Here is a 16,868-nt window from a genome sequence, read left to right as displayed (position 1 = left end):
ATTGCGATGCTATTATGATGCAGGAGGCGATACCTGGTGAAACGAGTCTTTATTGCCGGAGATGCATACACGACTCATTTTTTTGATCTCGCCTTGGACCAAGACGAGGAGCTGTCTCTGTTACCCTCTTTGGAGGTAGCCAGCTATCACGTGGCCCGCTTTGCTCTCATCATGCGAGATGACGGCCTTAGTGGTCTCGGTATTTTTCCCGGAGACGCCTTATTGATCTCTGACTTTTCGATGGAGCCTGTAAAAGACAGACCTGTATTGGTCCGACAGGAGGGGCAGTTCCTTGTGCGAATCGCAGCAGATGTCAATCCATTGGAATGTCTGTTTACAACCACACGCGAGCAAGACACGCCCATGCTGCTCCCCTCGGAAAACATTCGCATTACAGGTGTTGTATCCGGTATTATTCCACGTTCATCATCGTGACATCATTAAGCAGCCAATCCTTGATTGCTGCCACCGTTTGCTGCCACTGCTCCTGCGGGGTAATGGCAGCGGGCTTGTCACCCTCCTGCGATCCATAGCTTCCGAACTGGGAGTGGTTTCCCCCTTCTATGGACATGTACACGGTACGCTCCGGCAAATATTGCTTGCTCTCCTCAAACTTTTCCATATTGATCACACCATCGCGGGACCCGAGCAATGACAGCACGGGCAAATTCACGTTTTTCAAGTTCCCCTGTCTGTTCGGATACGCCCCCAGTAAAAACACACCGTTGATTCGGTCCGGATGGTTTACTGCGAATTCGGCTGCCATGGTACCACCGAGCGAATGCCCTCCGATGACAAACGTTTTATTCGGGTATGCCTTTAATACTTGTGTGGCTCTCGTCATATCACTTACAGCCAAATTCAGTGGCATCCGTGCAAGAAAAACATGGTAGCCGTAGCCTGCCAAAGCACGGGCAATTGGTGCATAGCTCTCCGGTTTAACTAATGCTCCCGGATATAAGATGAGTCCCGGCTCGCGTGACTCCCCGCCTTGAAAAATAATCCAGTCATTCGTATCCATGACCGTAATCCCTTCACCGCCTTGCATGGCCGTTAAAGCTGCCTGATCGGGCTGATATGGCTGCAAGTACCATATAGCGAGACAAACCGCTGCAAGTGTCACCAATACGAGTGCCTGAAGCCATTTTTTGCGTGCTTGACTCATCCTACCCACCTCGTTTCCGATCCCATGTATGATGCTACTTATTATGTCTCAAACGCTCTGCACATGTGCATAAATTGTGAATCTCGACATTTTCGTGGTGTTGACGAGCTGATTTTTTCATAGTAGTATTCAAACATACTACTTAACTTTCACCAAAAAAAGAAGGGATGGGAATTGTATGAATCTACAGGATGTGCAATTTTGCGAGGAACTGGTAAGAAGCGTTGGAAAGGAGCTGCTAGTGGAATTTGAAAAAGGCACGCCCTGCCATAGCAAGGAAGCAATGGCTAAACGCTTTGAAGAGGTGAATCCCGTGGTTGAAGCACGATTGAAGCAATCGTTATCCGAGCGTTTCCCCACCTATGAATTCTCGGACGCGGAATTCGATCCGGCTGCACAGGAAAAGCCTGAATTCACCAATCCTTATTGGGTGATGGATGCAATTGATGGAGCAGTCCACTTTCTGCAAAATATGCCGATGTGGGCTACCTCCCTCTGCCTGATTGACGGAGGACGTACGGTTGTTTCCTTTGTCTATGATCCATGCCGTGATGAACTGTTTACAGCAATTGACGGGCGTGGAGCTTTTCTAAACGGACAAAAAATCAGTACCTCATCCAAATCGCAGCTGAGTGAGTGCATTCTCGGCACGCTCTTTGCTTCCTCCGAACCAATGAACCTCTTGGTCGGAAAGTATACAGCGAATTCCTTGACGCGAGTGATGCCAGAGGCTTTTGCTATCCGCATGCAGGGCGCGGTTTCCCTCCATCTCGCTTACGTGGCTTGCGGACGGCTCGACGGTTACTGGGAATACGGTGAAGGGGTGTATGATTGGCTGGCGGGAGCTCTTTTGGTCCAGGAAGCCGGGGGCAAAATTACGGATACGCAAGGGGATTATTTTTGCTGGAAAAGCACAGGCATCGTAGCAGCAGGCTCGTCCATTTTCCCTAAACTGATCCAATTGACCCCCGCTTCATAACAGACAGATAAAAAGGGTGAGCCCATGCACATCACCCTTTCTCCTTTTTCCGCTCACGAAAACGACGCACCTTCATCAGGTTGCCGCACATTTTGTCATCGCACCAGCGGCGCACCCGGTTGCGGCTTTCATCATAAAACACCCAGCGGCAATCCTCGTTGTTACATATTTTAATTCGTTCCAAATGCTGCGGGGTAAGCAACTCCGCGAAAGAAGCCGCAATTTGTGCCATGACGAGGGGCCAGCCCTCTGTTGAGCTAGAATGCTTTTGTAAGTAGCTGCCCTCCTCATCTATATACAACACCTGCATGTGAAAAGGAGCGAGAGCCAATACTTTGTTCAATTCCGCAAGGTCCTCCTCTTGGATTCGGTCTCCACGGACAACGGCTTCCAGCATACGTCTCAAGCGTTCTCGCAATTGCAAAAGTGACGCACTACACTCCTCATTCATCGGCAGCGGAGCGGTTAGCTTGTATGTATGCAAAAAGGATGACAGCCATTCCTTGTTCTCCAAACGATTTTCCCAACGACCAGAGCCACGCCAATCCCGCCAATCACTATTTAAAAAATCGATGCAAAGCCAGTCCATGTCATCAACTCTCCTGACGAAACCCTTCATTTTTCTCTCTTGTATGACCATACAGGATATGGTAACCTTTACTTGTAACTATCGTAATCAATTTTACTAGTTACACCCTCATTTCTTATTGCTATTATAGCGTTTCATCAATCTGTTTCACAGACGAGGAGGAAGCGTATGAATCGGAAGGAATTGCTTTTGCACGGATGGGCATGTGCGTATGACAAGGAAGACTGGTATCCACCCTTAAAAGAAGCGCTTTCCGGGGTATCGGCAGTCGAGGCTAGCTGGCGCCCTGTGGGAGAAGCAGCCAACACGATCTGGGAAAACGTCAGTCACCTTCTTTATTACAAAGAACGCCTGTTGCATCGTCTTTTGGGCACTGAATTTCCTGGCTCCGCTGAGACGAACGATGATACCTTCACCCCATCCGGCGGTCCAGATGACGAAGACGCTTGGCAAGCTACCCTCTTGCGAATGGAAAGCGTCCATCGCCACATTCATGAACAGCTTTCCTTGCTGACGGATGAAGAGTTAAACCAGATCGCTACCTATACACCCATTTACCAAAATGTAATGAGTCTTGTCTTGCATGATGCTTTTCACACGGGACAAATCGTCCAAATTCGCAAGCTGCAAGGCTCTTGGCCTGCCAGACGCTCATTTGAATAACAAAATTTCACATTGATTAATCCTGAACAATCCTTTATATTTGATGAATCACATAATTTCATACATGTTATCCTCATCTTTCACGGTGAGGATAGAGGTCGCGGCTTTTATATCATCCTGTACGAGATTCAGAGAAAATCAATGACTCCAGGTAAGGAAAATCCGCCGAAGCTCATATCGCGTCTCTGTGCGATTGGGTTGGGGCTGTACTCGAAAGGGGCAGAACTGTCACGTTTGCATGCCAAGCAAACGTGGTGAGCTATCTTCAGTGAAGGCTTGGTGGGGATTGGATGATACCGCCCTATGCCATTTTTTGGCTATGGCGGTTTTTTAATTTCCGACCTTCCTTCTCAAAAATCTAGAAAGGTCGTGCAAGCAGCTTATGTCACAAAATCAATTGCAACGTGGTTTAAAAGCCCGACACCTGACGATGATCGCCATCGGCGGCTCGATTGGGACGGGATTGTTTCTCGCGAGCGGAGGCTCGATTCATTCCGCCGGACCAGGTGGAGCTTTAGTCGCCTATCTCGCCATTAGTATCATGGTTTACTTTTTAATGACCAGCTTGGGGGAAATGGCGGCTTTCATGCCTGTTTCCGGTTCGTTTTCGACGTATGCCACACGCTTCGTCGATCCATCTCTCGGCTTTGCTCTTGGCTGGAACTACTGGTACAACTGGGCCATTACCATTGCCGTCGAGCTGTCAGCTTCCGCACTTATTATGAAATATTGGTTCCCAGATACCCCAGCGATCGTGTGGAGCGCTTTGTTCCTCGGATTGCTGTTTGCCTTGAATCTCCTGTCTGTGAAAGCCTATGGAGAATCTGAATATTGGTTCGCCTTGATTAAAGTAGTAACAGTTATCATCTTTATTATTGTGGGTGTGTTGATGATTTTTGGCATTATGGGTGGTCAAGCAGTTGGCTTCCAAAACTTCACCAAAGGCGACGCGCCATTCAATGGTGGCTTCATGGCCCTGCTCGGTGTCTTTATGATTGCCGGATTCTCTTTCCAAGGGACAGAGCTAGTTGGTGTCGCAGCCGGTGAGAGCGAAGACCCTGCCCGCAACATTCCGAAGGCCATCCGTCAAATTTTTTGGCGCATCTTGCTCTTCTACATCCTCGCTATTTTGATCATCGGGTTGTTGGTTCCATACGATAATCCAAATCTGATCAGTGGCGACCTTACGGATATTGCGATCAGTCCGTTTACGATTGTATTTGAAAATGCCGGATTCGCTTTTGCAGCATCTGTCATGAATGCCGTTATTCTCACGTCTGTATTGTCTGCTGGTAACTCTGGCATGTACGCCTCTACACGCATGCTGTGGAACTTGGCGAAAGAAGGAAAAGCACCAAAATGGTTCGCAAAAGTAACAAGTAACGGCGTACCGATCAATGCCTTGATCTTGACTGCGCTCATCGGCGCCCTTGCTTTTCTGTCCTCTCTGTTTGGGGAAGGCGAAGTGTATGTATGGCTTTTGAATGCGTCCGGTATGTCGGGCTTCATCGCTTGGCTGGGAATTGCCGTTAGTCACTACCGTTTCCGCAAAGCGTTTATCGCTCAGGGCCGTGACTTAAGCGAATTGCCTTATCGGGCAAAGTGGTTCCCGTTTGGACCGATTTTTGCCTTCATCATTTGCTGTATCGTTATTTTGGGGCAAAACTACTCCGCATTCTTGGGTGGAACGATCGACTGGTATGGCGTCCTGGTCTCTTACATTGGCCTGCCACTCTTCTTAATCGTTTGGCTTGCTTATAAGATTACCCAAAAGACCAAGCTCGTCCCTCTTGAACAAGTAGACTTCAGCATGGATGAACACTCGAAATAATCGAAGAAAAATCCGGACTTCCGTCATCTGAACGGGAGTCCTTTTTCATGCTTGTCCGCATATTAAAAACTGCCCCAAAATAGCCGATAGTATAGAGACGAAGCAATTGAGATCCGTTTCCTTCCGTTCTCACAACTCATTCCAGTCATCTGATAAAAGGTAACCAGATCTCCTACCATCACGACTGAACATGAATCCATGTGAGGAGAGTAGAACATGCACATCCAATCGAATACCCGCTATCTAACCCCCCAGCTATCAACTAACCAACATGCACCCAAAATGGTGACAGAAGCTCGCCTAGGATTGCCCCGATTGCCCGAGCACGATACCGTAGACCTTCGTTCTCACAAGGCCCGCGAGCTACCTGCTGATGCTATCGAACATCACAGCGTTCAATTATTCTTTAGCACAGAGATTAATGAGCGGTTGGATAAAATTTTCGCAGATAAACCACCCGAGGCTCGCAAAGCCTTTGACCACATTCTGGAGCGAAATTTTTTCAATTCCCAATCCACCTACACCGATGAAGAAAGAGATGCTTTGGTAGAAGTCGGTTTAACCCAAGGCAAATATTTAGCAGACCAGTACATGGCTGATGAAAAAAATGCTGCTGAATTTTTGGATACCCTCCATTTGCTCGCGGGCGTTGCCAAAACCCGAAAGGTTGACCCTGCAACTGGCAGTGTCAGCTATGTAGAGCTTCCGCAAAAGCCACATGGGGCGCCGAACGACTATATCAATCCATCCAAGCTGATGGAGCGGTATGACCCAGAAGCCTATAAAAAAATGCAAGCGGCCACAACCAATCAAACAGAGAAAGTAAGCATGCTGATTCAATTCGTCAAAAAGCTGCAACATCGTCCAGACTGGATCGCACAATACCGAAACGAACAGGCTACGCTTCTCTCCGATTTAAAAAATACGAAAATCGCCAACCGCTTTGAGAATGTAAATACAAAGGACGCCACTGAATTTGTTCGTCAAATGAACACGCTCGCTGAAAATGCTTCTTTTTCTGCCTTCACACCATTGCTGCAAACGAATCTTGCCTCTTTTATGAAGATCCTGGCCAAGAAAACGAGTTAACTGCACAAAGATGATCGTCACAGCCTCCGCCCGAATTTCCCAGGGACTGGGGCTGTTTTTTCGTGTACAGTTTCCTTTTCCAGTTACGGAAATTGACAGGCAGATGGTGGACATACTAACCCGTAAAGGAGGAGACGAACATGGATGACAATCGCGAAAACGACCTGCCTGATTTCAAACAACTGGATGACAGACTGATCGCTCAACCTCCCACTAGTCCAATACTCGCAATCCGTACCAATCTGGACAAGGAACCAAATGACATCGACAATCCGTATGTGCAGCAAGACTCTAAACCCACTGGACAAAATAAGGGGGAAGCAAATGACTGATCACATCTCAAGGGAAAAGCCGGATATGGGCTATAACGGAAGCAATATGCATGGCTATTCGCTTACACCAAAAGAAGGAACTTTGAACCAAACTGCCAAGGCGGCTGCGGAAAACAAAGAAAACCGAGACGAAGAATAGTTCTTTTCCCATTACGTAAAACAAATCCCCTTTGGGGAAACAGGCAGATGCTCACTTTGCCTTTTTCCTGAAGGGGCTTTCTTTGGATTTCTGACCAAGAACATGGTGAAAAACATTTTTTTATTGACGAAATTCTTTTGGAAATATATACTTTTGGTTAATTTGATAATGAGAATCGTTATCAAATTCTTGTATATATAATCAGGAGGTTGCCCCATGAAATCCAGGCTCTTCAAACACATTTACAGCACAACATTAGTCACTTCTCTCCTCACAGGTGGCGCCCATTTGGCTCAGGCCGCTCCACTCGCGGCCACAGCTGAACAGACGGATGTTTCCCCTTTATCGCTTAATTTCGCAGTTGAACAGGCACTAAAGAACAGCGTTGACCTGGAGCTACTTCGGCTTGAATTAGATATTACGAAGTACGAAACATCTATCACGTTAAGGGAAAAAGAAGAAATCAAAAAAGCCGACATCATGACTCTGGCTGATGCAAAAAAGAAATTCGAAGACGCTGCCAAAGCCATCAAAGAAGTGGTTGTCGATGAAGTCGCCCTGAATACGCAAAAAAACACCATTCAATTGCAAGTGCAAAAAGCTTTCTTCGAAGCCCAATCATTAGACGCCAAAATCAAAGCGCAAAAGAAAAGCTTGCAAAGACAGTACTGGTTGGACTCACAAGAAACAGAAGCTCACAAAAATCTTGCTGCCCTGGAAGCCAGCTACAAACAAGCATTGGCCAAGCTCAACGATTTATTGAATGAAAAAGCAGACAGACAATGGAGAATGATCGCTACTGATCTGACCCAGCACGAGCTGCTTTCCCTGGAGCAATTGCAAGCAAAAGCTTTTGAAAAACGTCCTGAGATGATCAAAGCACAAGCAGAAATAGACTTTGCCCAAGTAAGAATTGATTACACGGCAGAGTATTCCGCACTCAGCACACATAAAGGTACAATCGCCAAAAATGAGCACAAAAAAGCGGAACTGCAAAAACAAAAAACCCAAAAGAAAATCGGCCAAGAAGTAAGTGACAACTATACGAAGGTACTGGCAGCCAAAAAGGCAGTAGAGGAAAGTACAACAAAGAAAGAAACCGCATTGGAGCGCTATCAGGCAACAATCGATCAATATAGATTAGGAAAAGCATCGATGAAAGAACTGATGGAAGACGAAGCAAACCTGTTTGACGCCGAAACAAAAGCAATCGAATCGGTTTATCAATATAATCTCGCTGCTACCACCTTGAATCAGTCGACTGGCTATTAATATTTCGTGTTACGAAAGATCTCATTTATTTATTTAAAATAAAGAAGGCTTCATCCCACAGGGTGAAGCCTTTACTCATTTAACAGCCTCTCGAAAACTCCCGACATCAACTTGCATTAGCTTGCAAGCTGTTCCCTTACCACAGCCGCGTAAGAAGAAGCGTATTTCCAGTCAAGCGCCTCTGGAGCCCATCCCAGCTTCGGAAAAAATGGCGGGGAATTTCAGCTTCACCTATGGAATACTTCACCGAGACTTCTACGTTTGAAGCGCTCCCGACATTTTTTCCGAGGCGGCCAGTGAATCCCCCTTGTGGGGCAAAAAAGGAGCAGCTTGAAAGCCGCCCCCCTTTATTTCCCGGAAAATGTTAGGACAGTCGTCCCATCAAGCGCTCCATACGTTCCAGCGCCTTCTTCAACTGGTCCATCGATGTTGCATAAGAACAACGGATATGTCCCTGTCCGCTTTCGCCGAATACATCTCCAGGTACAACAGCTACCTTTTCCTCCATCAGCAGCTTCTCCGCAAACTCAGAAGAGCTGAGACCTGTAGACGCCACTGACGGGAATGCGTAGAATGCTCCATCCGGTTCATGGCAAGTCAATCCGATTTGGCGGAATCCATCTACCACATAATTGCGGCGCTGACGGTAGCTCTCGATCATTCGTTCCATATCAGAACGCCCATGACGCAGGGCTTCCAATGCAGCCATCTGAGCCATTGTCGGAGCACACAGCATCGTGTACTGATGGATTTTCAGCATGCCTGCGAGCAAATCAGGCGACGCGCAGACATATCCCAGACGCCAGCCGGTCATCGCGAATGCTTTGGAAAAACCGGAGATCAGGATTGTCCGATCTTTCATCCCTGGCAGAGCCGCGATACTATCGTGCATGCGGCCGTAGGTAAGCTCCGCATAAATCTCATCGGAGATCACCATAAGGTCGTGCTTTTCAATAATCGGCAAAAGTGTTTTCCACTCTTCAGCCGTCATAGTCCCCCCGGTCGGGTTATTTGGATAGCAGAAAATGATTGCCTTTGTACGCGAGGTGATGTGCGTCTCCAGCTCTTGCGGTGTCAGCTTGAACTGGTTTTCCATCGTCGTTTTCAGGAAAACTGGCACACCTCCAGCCAAGCGAATAACTGGTTCATAGGAGACATAGCAAGGCTCCACAACCAATACCTCATCACCTGGATCAAGGATGGCACGCAGTGCGATATCAATCGCTTCGCTGGCACCAACTGTCACGAGAATTTCTGTCTCTGGATGATAGCTGACAGAAAAACGTTCTTCCAAGTATTTCTGAATTTCCACGCGCAATGGCAGCATACCTGCATTGGATGTATATGCTGTATGTCCGCGCTCCAGGGAAGAAATCGAAGCTTCTCTCATGCGCCAAGGAGTGACGAAATCAGGCTCCCCTACACCTAAAGAAATGACTCCTTCCATCGAGGCTGCCAAATCGAAAAAGCGGCGAATGCCTGATGGCTTCAACGATTGAACTGTATTGGATAAACGGTTTTTGACTTTGACTTGTGTACTCACGGCGTAACCACCATCCTGTGATCTTCGTCACGATCTTCCAGCTCAATGCCATCGTGCTTGTATCGTTTCAAAATAAAATGTGTAGCTGTCGAGACAACCGAATCGAGAGTGGACAGCTTTTGTGAAACAAAAGTGGCTACCTCTTTCATCGTTTTGCCTTCCAAAATAATCGACAAGTCATAGCTTGCACCAGACATCAAGTAAACAGCCTTCACTTCTGGGAAACGGCAGATTCGCTCCGCCACTTCATCAAAGCCGACGTCGCGCTTTGGCGTCACTTTCACATCAATCATGGCGTTTACGTACGGATGATCGTCCACACGCTCCCAGTTCACCAGCGCTGGATATTTGACAATGACCTTCTCGGCTTCCAATGCTGCAATCGTCTGCTCAACGACCTCGGTCGGCTCTCCGATCATTTTTCCGATTTGCTCAGCGCTCATGCGACTGTCTTCTTCCAACAGGTGCAACAGCTCTCTTTGCTTCAAGCGATCCATGCCCCACCACTCCAGTTTTCTCTTTATTTTTTTAACACAACCTCATAAAGCAAAAAGCCCCAGCAACCAGACTCATGATTTCCATGAATCCGGTTGCTGAGGCGAAGGTATCGCGGTACCACTCAGCTTTTTTGCCTCTCTCACAAAAGGCAAACTCGTGCTGTCTACAAAGACATGCGCCCCATAACGTGGGCCATCCGCTGCTTTCTACTTGGCATTTTCAAAAGCAGAGCTCCAAGGTGGCTTTCAAAAAGAGTTCGCGGCTGCCCTCTCAGCTAACAGGCAACTCTCTGGACGTCAAAATCCCTTTTTTACTTTCCTTTTCACGGCTGTGTTGGTTGTTTTATTGAATGTCTCAGATTATATATGACGTTTTCTCTCATTGTCAACCAACAACTTCTGCCTTCTGGACCTCTTTCAAACCGGTAGGCAACCAGACGCGAAACACCGTCCCTGTTCCCAAGCTGCTTTGTACGTCAATTTTTCCCCGATGATTTTCTACGATGGATTGGGTGATTGACAGCCCCAGTCCAGCACCTCCGCTTTTACGTGCGCGTGAGGATTCAATCCGGTAGAAACGGTCGAATACATGCGGGACATGCTCCGGTGCGATTCCTGCCCCATTATCTCTGATCGCCAGTTCGATCCCATTGGCAATCTTGCTCAATGTAAGCTCGATTTCACCGTTCACAGGGTCAGTATGCTGCACCGCATTTTGAAACAGATTGAGAATAACTTGCTTCATTCCGTCACCGTCGAAAGCAACCGTAACATTCGGTTCTACACGGAAATGAACGTTTCGGTCACCCGCCAGGACCATGAGCTGTGATTCCATACTGTGCACGACCGCGTCTAACTGCCCTTCTTGCAAAAGGAAAGCCGGTTCCCGATCCATCCGAGCTAGGTACAGCAAATCATTGACCAGTTTGTTCAGCCGCTCTGTCTCGCCATGCATGCTTTTCAATGCTTTTTGCAAATGTTCGGGATTTGCCGCCGCACCGCGCAACAGCACCTCCAAAAAACCATGGATGGATGTCAGCGGTGTTCGCAATTCGTGCGAAGCGTCCGCTACAAAGCGCCTCATCCGCTCCCCTGCTTCCTGCTCAGTTTTAAAGGAGGTTTCCAGCCGCTCCAGCATTCCGTTGAAGACCGCCGATAATTGATCTATCTCCATTTGGCCTTGATCCATCGGCAGACGCTCATCCAAATTACCCGCATTAATCCGCTCAACTGTAACTTCAATACGCGAAAGTGGGTTCAGCGTACGGCGGAGCACAGGCACATACGTTAACAAACCGATAAGCAAGGCGAGTGCAGATGCTGAGAAGAAAATGATCAACTGTGGAAACAGCACTTCTCGCATCGAGCCGACAGGTGTGCTCAGCTGTACAATTCCTTGCAGCTGATCAGGGGAAAGGATTGGTGCCAGTACGACCAAATAATCCGTACCCGTACTGCCTTCCAAAATTTTGTATTTAAAAGAACATACGCCACTAGCCAAGATCTCGCGGTATAGACTCTCAGGAAAGCGCGGGGAATACCCTTCGCTCGGATTCGCAAACAGCTCCGTCACGTTGGCGTCGTTGTCAATAAAGGCATACTTGATATCGGGAGTACGCAAGGAAAGCAACGCGCTGACATACTGATCGTTTTTCGGGAGCGTTTGCGTATCCTCCAAGACCTGATAAGGAACTGTGACAGCCAGATTTAACAAGCTTTCTGCTTTACTTCGATACAAGAACTGCTCCATCAATAAGTATTGAATCATGCCAATTAGAAGTAGCAACCCGGATAAGATAAATAACGAACGAGACAACAGCTGATAGCGCAAAGAGTTCGGTTCTAGAAAGGCGGCCCATTGATTGTTTCGATTCATCTTCATACAAAATCAACCCGATAGCCCGCACCGCGCAATGTGCGAATAATCCGATGCTGACGATCGTTCAGTTTATCACGCAGGGAGCGGATGTACACCTCGACAATATTCTCCTCCCCACCGAAATCATAGCCCCACACGTTATCCAGAATCATTGGTTTACTCAGCACCAAGCCGTGATTCGTCACCAAGTATTTCAGCAAAGAGTATTCCGTTGGTGATAGCTCCAGAAGCGTATCCTCGTAGGTAATTTCCTTTCGCCTGTCATCGATTTGGAATGGGCCGAGGTGCACCTTGGAGAGCAGATGTGGGTAATGATTACGAATGCGCGCATGGATACGGGCAAGCAGCTCTTCAAAGCTAAACGGCTTGATCATATAATCATCGGCACCCAGCGTCAGCCCTTTTACCCGATCCTCGACATCTTCGCGGGCTGTCAGCATGATCGTCGCTACATTCTGTATCTTTTTCAGCATCCGGCATACCTCGAAGCCATCCATGCCAGGCATCATCACATCGAGAATTACGACATGCGGCTGATGCTCCTTCACCATGGTCACGGCGGTCATCCCATCTTGTGCCGTCAACACTTGGAAGCCTTCATTCTCAAGACCCATCTCCAAAAATTGCAGGATGGTCGGCTCATCATCGACAAGCAATATTTTATTGCCTTTGTTTTGGCTCATTTCTTTCACCTCACCTCCATTTTACCTGATCAGTCCAAGCGTAGCTGAAAATTAGCTGAATAGACCCTGAGTGCGAGCTGAAAGCTATTTACAGAATAATTACCCAAAAAATGTAAATTATACGCAAAATACGTTGATAACTCTCTTCCCAATGCATATTCAACAAACTTTCAGCCAGCTTTCAAGACCCGCTCAGCTTCCTCTCTCATAATGATCCCTGCAAGGCCAAATACATACGACTCAAGTCTGAACACTTCAAAAACATGGAGGTTATCCAATAATGAAAAAGAATTCGGTTATCCTGACTGCCTCAGTTGCCACGCTCGTGGTTGGTATCGGAGGCTACATGCTTTATGACTATTTTGTGGGAAACCATGTGGAGATCCAGCCTGCAGCTGCGGCAACCACAGCCTCAGCTACCGCTTCCTCAACGCCTTTGACAGCAGATCAACTGAATAAAAAATGGACGATCAATGACCAGTCCAAAGTCTATTTCTCCGTCACTACGTCGAAAGAAACGGTAAACTTTGAGATGGATGGCATTACTGGCAGTTGGGATGTGAACCTCACTGCACCCGACCAAATGAAAGCAACAGCTTCCGCTGACTTGAATAAGCTGAACTCCGGTAATGAAAAGCGCGACACCCATATCAAATCTCCTGATTACTTCGATACGGCCGTCCATCCAGCTGCTACCTTCGAAGCGAAATCCTTTGAGAACTGGCCATCCACATGGACAGAAGGACAAAAGGCATCGTTCACCATCAATGGCGTCCTGACTGTAAGAGGAATTGCCAAAGACGTAAAAATTAATGCTGACGCGATTTATTCCCAAGGCAAGCTACAGTTGGAAGGAACGTCTGTCGTAACGTTTGGTGACTTCGGTTTGAATAGCCCTCATACGATCGTGGCCAAAACGGAGGAAAACATCACCATTACATTGCGACTCGCACTGGATGCTGTTTAATCATTTCTTTTCGCGGTAACCGCTTCGAGAGACGTCTGACATTTACAGACGTCTTTTTTCATATTTTTTACATTGTAATATTGACATTGTTAAAACGATATCATAACATAAAAGCATGATAACAGATTCGAGCAAACGGAAAGGATGATCTTTGTGAGTACGTCTCGCCTTCGAGCCAAACGCATCCACTTTCGGACGAAAAAGTACCGCTCGCCGGATGGACTTCCTACAGATATTTGCCTCTTTACGATCCTTTCCATCCCGCGCCAAACGAAAACCAAATCGCTGCCACTCAAGCAATTGGCCGTTCTTCTGATCAAACGAAAAAGCGATACATTTGGAGAGCAATGGGCCTTGCCTGGCGGTTTTTCCCATGAATCGGAGACACTGGACGAATGTGCCTATCGTGAGTTGAAAGAAGAGACGAATATTGACCGCGATGTACACATCGAGCAGTTGAAGACGTACTACTATCCGGGAAGAGACCCTCGTGGTTGGATCCCGAGTGTTGCCTATGTCTCCCTCGTTCATGAAGATTTATTGAAGCACGCACAGGCAAACGACGATGCATCAGACGCGCAGCTGTTTCCGATCGAGGAAGCTTTTGCCCTCAACCTTGCTTTTGATCATCGTGAAATTTTGACTGACGCCTTACAGCGCGTTCGTGAGCAGATGCTGCAAACGACTATCGCCAAAGCATTTTTGCCAGATGAGTTTACCTTGAGTGAACTGCTGCAAGTGATCGAGACCGTCGTTCCATCCTTTTCAGCAAAGGATCGCGGCAATTTTGAGCGGCGCCTGCTTGCGACAACCAGACGGCAAGGACTTCTCGAGCCAGTTCTCTCGGCTGACGGACAGCCAGTCTACTCGACCGAGTTTTCGAATTCGCCAGCCAAGCTCTATCGCTTTACAGGCTTTACCCCAATTGCCATGATTTACTGAAAAAGTCCACATTCAGGAGGTTTTTGCCATGAAAGCTTTGATTGTGATTGACTACACGAATGATTTTGTCGCGACAGATGGTGCATTGACTTGTGGAGAGCCTGGTCAGGCTATTGAAGGACGCATTGGAGAGCTGATCCGCGACTTCCTCGCAGAAGGCGACTTTGTCGTCATGGCAGTCGACGCTCATCGAGAGCAGGACCCGTACCACCCTGAGACTGGGCTCTATCCTCCGCACAACATTATCGGTACGGCTGGCCGGAATTTGTATGGCAGCATTCAGGACATTTATGAGGAATTCGAAGATACGATTCACTGGATGGATAAGACGCGCTACAGCGCTTTCCAAGGCACCGACCTTGCCCTATTGTTGCGCACGAGAGGTATTACTGAGATTCATCTAGTAGGTGTCTGCACTGACATTTGTGTGCTGCATACAGCGATTGAAGGCTTCTATAACGGCTTCTCTGTCGTCATCCACGAGGATGCTGTAGCGAGCTTTCTTCCCGAAGGTCACAAATGGGCTCTCGGTCATTTTCAAAACCAGCTTGGCATGACTGTTCGAAAAAAATAACAGGCTCATGACGATAGGAGGCAATTTTTATGCGAATCGGCATTTATGGCAGCAGCTTTGATCCCATCACGTACAGTCATTTGTTCACGGCAGCGACTGTCGCTCACCGGAGACGACTGGACAAAGTCATTTTCGTACCATGCTCTTCGAAGCGTCATGACAAAAAATTGCAGACAGAGGACGTCCATCGCTTGCACATGCTCAAACTGGCTTTGGCTGGCAGCACACACAAAACAAATAAATATGGCGAGCCTCTTTTCGAGATTTCTACAGTCGAGATGGATGCCTTGCCAGGTGAAACCTATACGTACGATACGATGATGCACATGAAAAGGAAGTACCCGACCGATGAGCTCTTTTTCATCATGGGATCGGATTTATTAGAGGGACTGTCGAACTGGGGCAACGCTGAAAAGCTGGTCGCAGGGTTCAACTTCATCGTGATGTCGCGCGAAGGCTATCCGACAGCTGACCTGATTGCAGAAGACGCGCTGCTGCGCAATCATGACGAGCATTTTCTCATTATGAGCAAGGGCATCAACATGGGAATCAGCTCTACCTACATCCGAGACGAAATCCGCAAGGGTGGCGATCCCAGCTTCCTGTTGCCGGATGCTTGCCTTCAGTACATTTATGAAAAAGGAATCTACAAAGAGCCTTACGTATAATCTCCATAAGAAAAACAGCCGAACCTGTGAAAGTGTCGGCTGTTTTGTTTGTCATTTCCATCAACGATTGAGATGATTGGCAATTGCAGGTTGTCGTATCTTTTTCTGATAGTTCACCAAGCAAATACTGCACACGATCAATACCAGGCCGGCGATGAGCGAATACGTAACCGGCTCGTCCATGAAAATAGTGCCAGTGACTACTGCGATGAGCGGCACGAGAAACGTAAAGGCGGCCACCTTGCTCGCTTCGCCTGCGTTCACGAGCCCAAAGTAAATGGCAATGGCAATCGGCACGCCAAATGTTGCGCCATAGCCTAGACCGATCAGATACGGAACATTCCAGACGATATCGGACCAGCTTTCTACACCTGTCCCCAAAAGAGTTAAGGCCGCGCCACCGATGATGCATTGCATGGCAACCATCCACAGCGAATCTACCTTGGCACTGACTTTTTTCACATAGATCACGCCCATCGCCCACGACAGAGCCGTCAACAAGCCTAAAATGACGCCCACGATGGAAACCTGTCCAGTCAGACCATCTGCACTGACCGCAAGTATCCCGAGGAATCCCATGATCAGCCCAATGATTTTGAGCACTGTCATGCTCTCAGCCAGCCACAACCAGGCAAAGAGTCCAATCAAGATTGGCTGGAAGTACACCAACACAGAGAATAATCCACCTGGCAAATACACAAGTCCAACCGTCTGAATGCCGTAAAAGCACAATGTATTCAGAAAAGCAGATATACAATAGCGCAACCAGTTTTCACGCCAGTTGATCTTTTTCCATTTCGGTAAAATAAATAAAGCAAGCAGAAGTCCGCCAATCAGCGAACGCATTCCAGCGAATAAAATCGGTGGAGTATAGGCGAGTGACATTTTGTAGATCGACCAGCTTAATCCCCACATCAACACCAAACTTGCAATAGCGACTACAGTCTTACCCGAAAACTTTCCCACGAGGGGCCTCCCTTTCTAGCTGCACACTTGCACTTATGTTTTTGTCCGCCTCCTATAGTACCACACAAAAGAAACAGCCGGATGCTCTCA

General features: G+C 47.6%; 19 protein-coding genes, 1 riboswitch and 1 other annotated feature. Of the genes, 12 read left to right on the top strand and 7 right to left on the bottom strand.

All coding sequences use genetic code 11. The features are described 5' to 3' along the window. Nucleotides 1-36 precede the first annotated feature (36 nt). Nucleotides 37-435 (top strand): hypothetical protein, encoded by a 399-nt coding sequence (locus tag C7R94_RS03525; protein WP_047070407.1) that lies wholly within the window; start codon nt 37-39, stop codon nt 433-435. Here the strand turns inward: C7R94_RS03525 and C7R94_RS03520 are convergent. Next, a complete protein-coding gene (locus tag C7R94_RS03520) occupies nt 413-1,165 on the bottom strand; it encodes an alpha/beta fold hydrolase (protein ID WP_106778486.1) in 753 nt (250 codons plus the stop codon). The genes C7R94_RS03525 and C7R94_RS03520 overlap by 23 nt on opposite strands. Nucleotides 1,166-1,343: 178 nt before the next feature. Between C7R94_RS03520 and C7R94_RS03515 the strand changes: the two genes are divergently transcribed. Next, nucleotides 1,344-2,144, top strand: coding sequence for an inositol monophosphatase family protein (locus tag C7R94_RS03515; RefSeq protein WP_106778485.1), 801 nt, complete (start codon nt 1,344-1,346; stop codon nt 2,142-2,144). A 31-nt stretch (nt 2,145-2,175) separates the two neighbouring features. Here C7R94_RS03515 and C7R94_RS03510 read toward each other — a convergent pair whose 3' ends face one another. After that, nucleotides 2,176-2,733 (bottom strand): CGNR zinc finger domain-containing protein, encoded by a 558-nt coding sequence (locus C7R94_RS03510; protein WP_106778484.1) that lies wholly within the window; start codon nt 2,731-2,733, stop codon nt 2,176-2,178. 168 nt (nt 2,734-2,901) lie between these two features. Between C7R94_RS03510 and C7R94_RS03505 the strand changes: the two genes are divergently transcribed. From C7R94_RS03505 to C7R94_RS03480, 6 genes are all read left to right on the top strand, one after another. After that, a complete protein-coding gene (locus C7R94_RS03505; protein WP_106778483.1) occupies nt 2,902-3,396 on the top strand; it encodes a DinB family protein in 495 nt (164 codons plus the stop codon). A gap of 84 nt (nt 3,397-3,480) precedes the next feature. Next, nucleotides 3,481-3,666: riboswitch (Lysine riboswitch) on the top strand. A gap of 112 nt (nt 3,667-3,778) precedes the next feature. Then, on the top strand, nt 3,779-5,227 hold the full coding sequence (locus C7R94_RS03500) for an amino acid permease (protein WP_106778482.1): 1,449 nt from the start codon (nt 3,779-3,781) through the stop codon (nt 5,225-5,227). Between the two features lie 216 nt (nt 5,228-5,443). Then, nucleotides 5,444-6,316 (top strand): hypothetical protein, encoded by an 873-nt coding sequence (locus tag C7R94_RS03495; protein WP_106778481.1) that lies wholly within the window; start codon nt 5,444-5,446, stop codon nt 6,314-6,316. 140 nt (nt 6,317-6,456) lie between these two features. Further along, a complete protein-coding gene (locus C7R94_RS03490) occupies nt 6,457-6,648 on the top strand; it encodes a hypothetical protein (protein ID WP_106778480.1) in 192 nt (63 codons plus the stop codon). Continuing rightward, nucleotides 6,641-6,787 (top strand): hypothetical protein, encoded by a 147-nt coding sequence (locus C7R94_RS30175; protein ID WP_199197917.1) that lies wholly within the window; start codon nt 6,641-6,643, stop codon nt 6,785-6,787. Before C7R94_RS03490 ends, C7R94_RS30175 begins: the two co-directional genes overlap by 8 nt. Nucleotides 6,788-7,003: 216 nt before the next feature. Continuing rightward, entirely contained in the window at nt 7,004-8,059 is a 1,056-nt protein-coding gene (locus C7R94_RS03480; RefSeq protein WP_106778478.1) for a TolC family protein, read from the top strand. A 364-nt stretch (nt 8,060-8,423) separates the two neighbouring features. Here C7R94_RS03480 and C7R94_RS03475 read toward each other — a convergent pair whose 3' ends face one another. The 4 genes from C7R94_RS03475 to C7R94_RS03460 all read right to left on the bottom strand — a co-directional run bounded on the left by C7R94_RS03475 (nt 8,424) and on the right by C7R94_RS03460 (nt 12,661). Next, a complete protein-coding gene (locus C7R94_RS03475) occupies nt 8,424-9,602 on the bottom strand; it encodes an aminotransferase (protein WP_047070398.1) in 1,179 nt (392 codons plus the stop codon). Then, the gene (locus C7R94_RS03470; RefSeq protein WP_007722565.1) at nt 9,599-10,099 is read right to left on the bottom strand and encodes an Lrp/AsnC family transcriptional regulator; all 501 of its coding nucleotides are present in this window, start codon (nt 10,097-10,099) and stop codon (nt 9,599-9,601) included. The genes C7R94_RS03475 and C7R94_RS03470 overlap by 4 nt, the downstream gene beginning before the upstream one ends. Before the next feature lie 94 nt (nt 10,100-10,193). Then, nucleotides 10,194-10,435, bottom strand: a binding site (T-box leader). 49 nt (nt 10,436-10,484) lie between these two features. Next, nucleotides 10,485-11,981 (bottom strand): sensor histidine kinase, encoded by a 1,497-nt coding sequence (locus C7R94_RS03465; RefSeq protein WP_106778477.1) that lies wholly within the window; start codon nt 11,979-11,981, stop codon nt 10,485-10,487. After that, nucleotides 11,978-12,661, bottom strand: a complete 684-nt coding sequence (locus tag C7R94_RS03460; RefSeq protein WP_106778686.1) for a response regulator transcription factor — start codon at nt 12,659-12,661, stop codon at nt 11,978-11,980. The genes C7R94_RS03465 and C7R94_RS03460 overlap by 4 nt, the downstream gene beginning before the upstream one ends. 280 nt (nt 12,662-12,941) lie before the next feature. Here C7R94_RS03460 and C7R94_RS03455 point away from each other — a divergent pair, with 280 nt between their 5' ends. From C7R94_RS03455 to nadD, 4 genes are all read left to right on the top strand, one after another. Beyond that, a complete protein-coding gene (locus C7R94_RS03455) occupies nt 12,942-13,628 on the top strand; it encodes a YceI family protein (RefSeq protein WP_106778476.1) in 687 nt (228 codons plus the stop codon). Between the two features lie 153 nt (nt 13,629-13,781). After that, nucleotides 13,782-14,570 (top strand): NUDIX hydrolase, encoded by a 789-nt coding sequence (locus tag C7R94_RS03450; RefSeq protein ID WP_233220468.1) that lies wholly within the window; start codon nt 13,782-13,784, stop codon nt 14,568-14,570. Between the two features lie 28 nt (nt 14,571-14,598). Continuing rightward, the gene (locus tag C7R94_RS03445; protein ID WP_047070394.1) at nt 14,599-15,144 is read left to right on the top strand and encodes a cysteine hydrolase family protein; all 546 of its coding nucleotides are present in this window, start codon (nt 14,599-14,601) and stop codon (nt 15,142-15,144) included. Between the two features lie 29 nt (nt 15,145-15,173). Then, nucleotides 15,174-15,812, top strand: coding sequence for a nicotinate (nicotinamide) nucleotide adenylyltransferase (gene nadD, locus C7R94_RS03440; RefSeq protein WP_106778474.1), 639 nt, complete (start codon nt 15,174-15,176; stop codon nt 15,810-15,812). A 60-nt stretch (nt 15,813-15,872) separates the two neighbouring features. On the opposite strand, the gene C7R94_RS03435 is transcribed toward nadD, so the two are convergent. Further along, nucleotides 15,873-16,778 (bottom strand): DMT family transporter, encoded by a 906-nt coding sequence (locus C7R94_RS03435; protein WP_106778473.1) that lies wholly within the window; start codon nt 16,776-16,778, stop codon nt 15,873-15,875. Nucleotides 16,779-16,868 lie beyond the last annotated feature (90 nt).

The organism is Brevibacillus sp. NRRL NRS-603, assembly GCF_003013445.1.
GTDB classification, from domain to species: Bacteria; Bacillota; Bacilli; order Brevibacillales; family Brevibacillaceae; genus Brevibacillus; species Brevibacillus formosus.
This window is presented reverse-complemented; position numbering and strand designations above follow the sequence as displayed.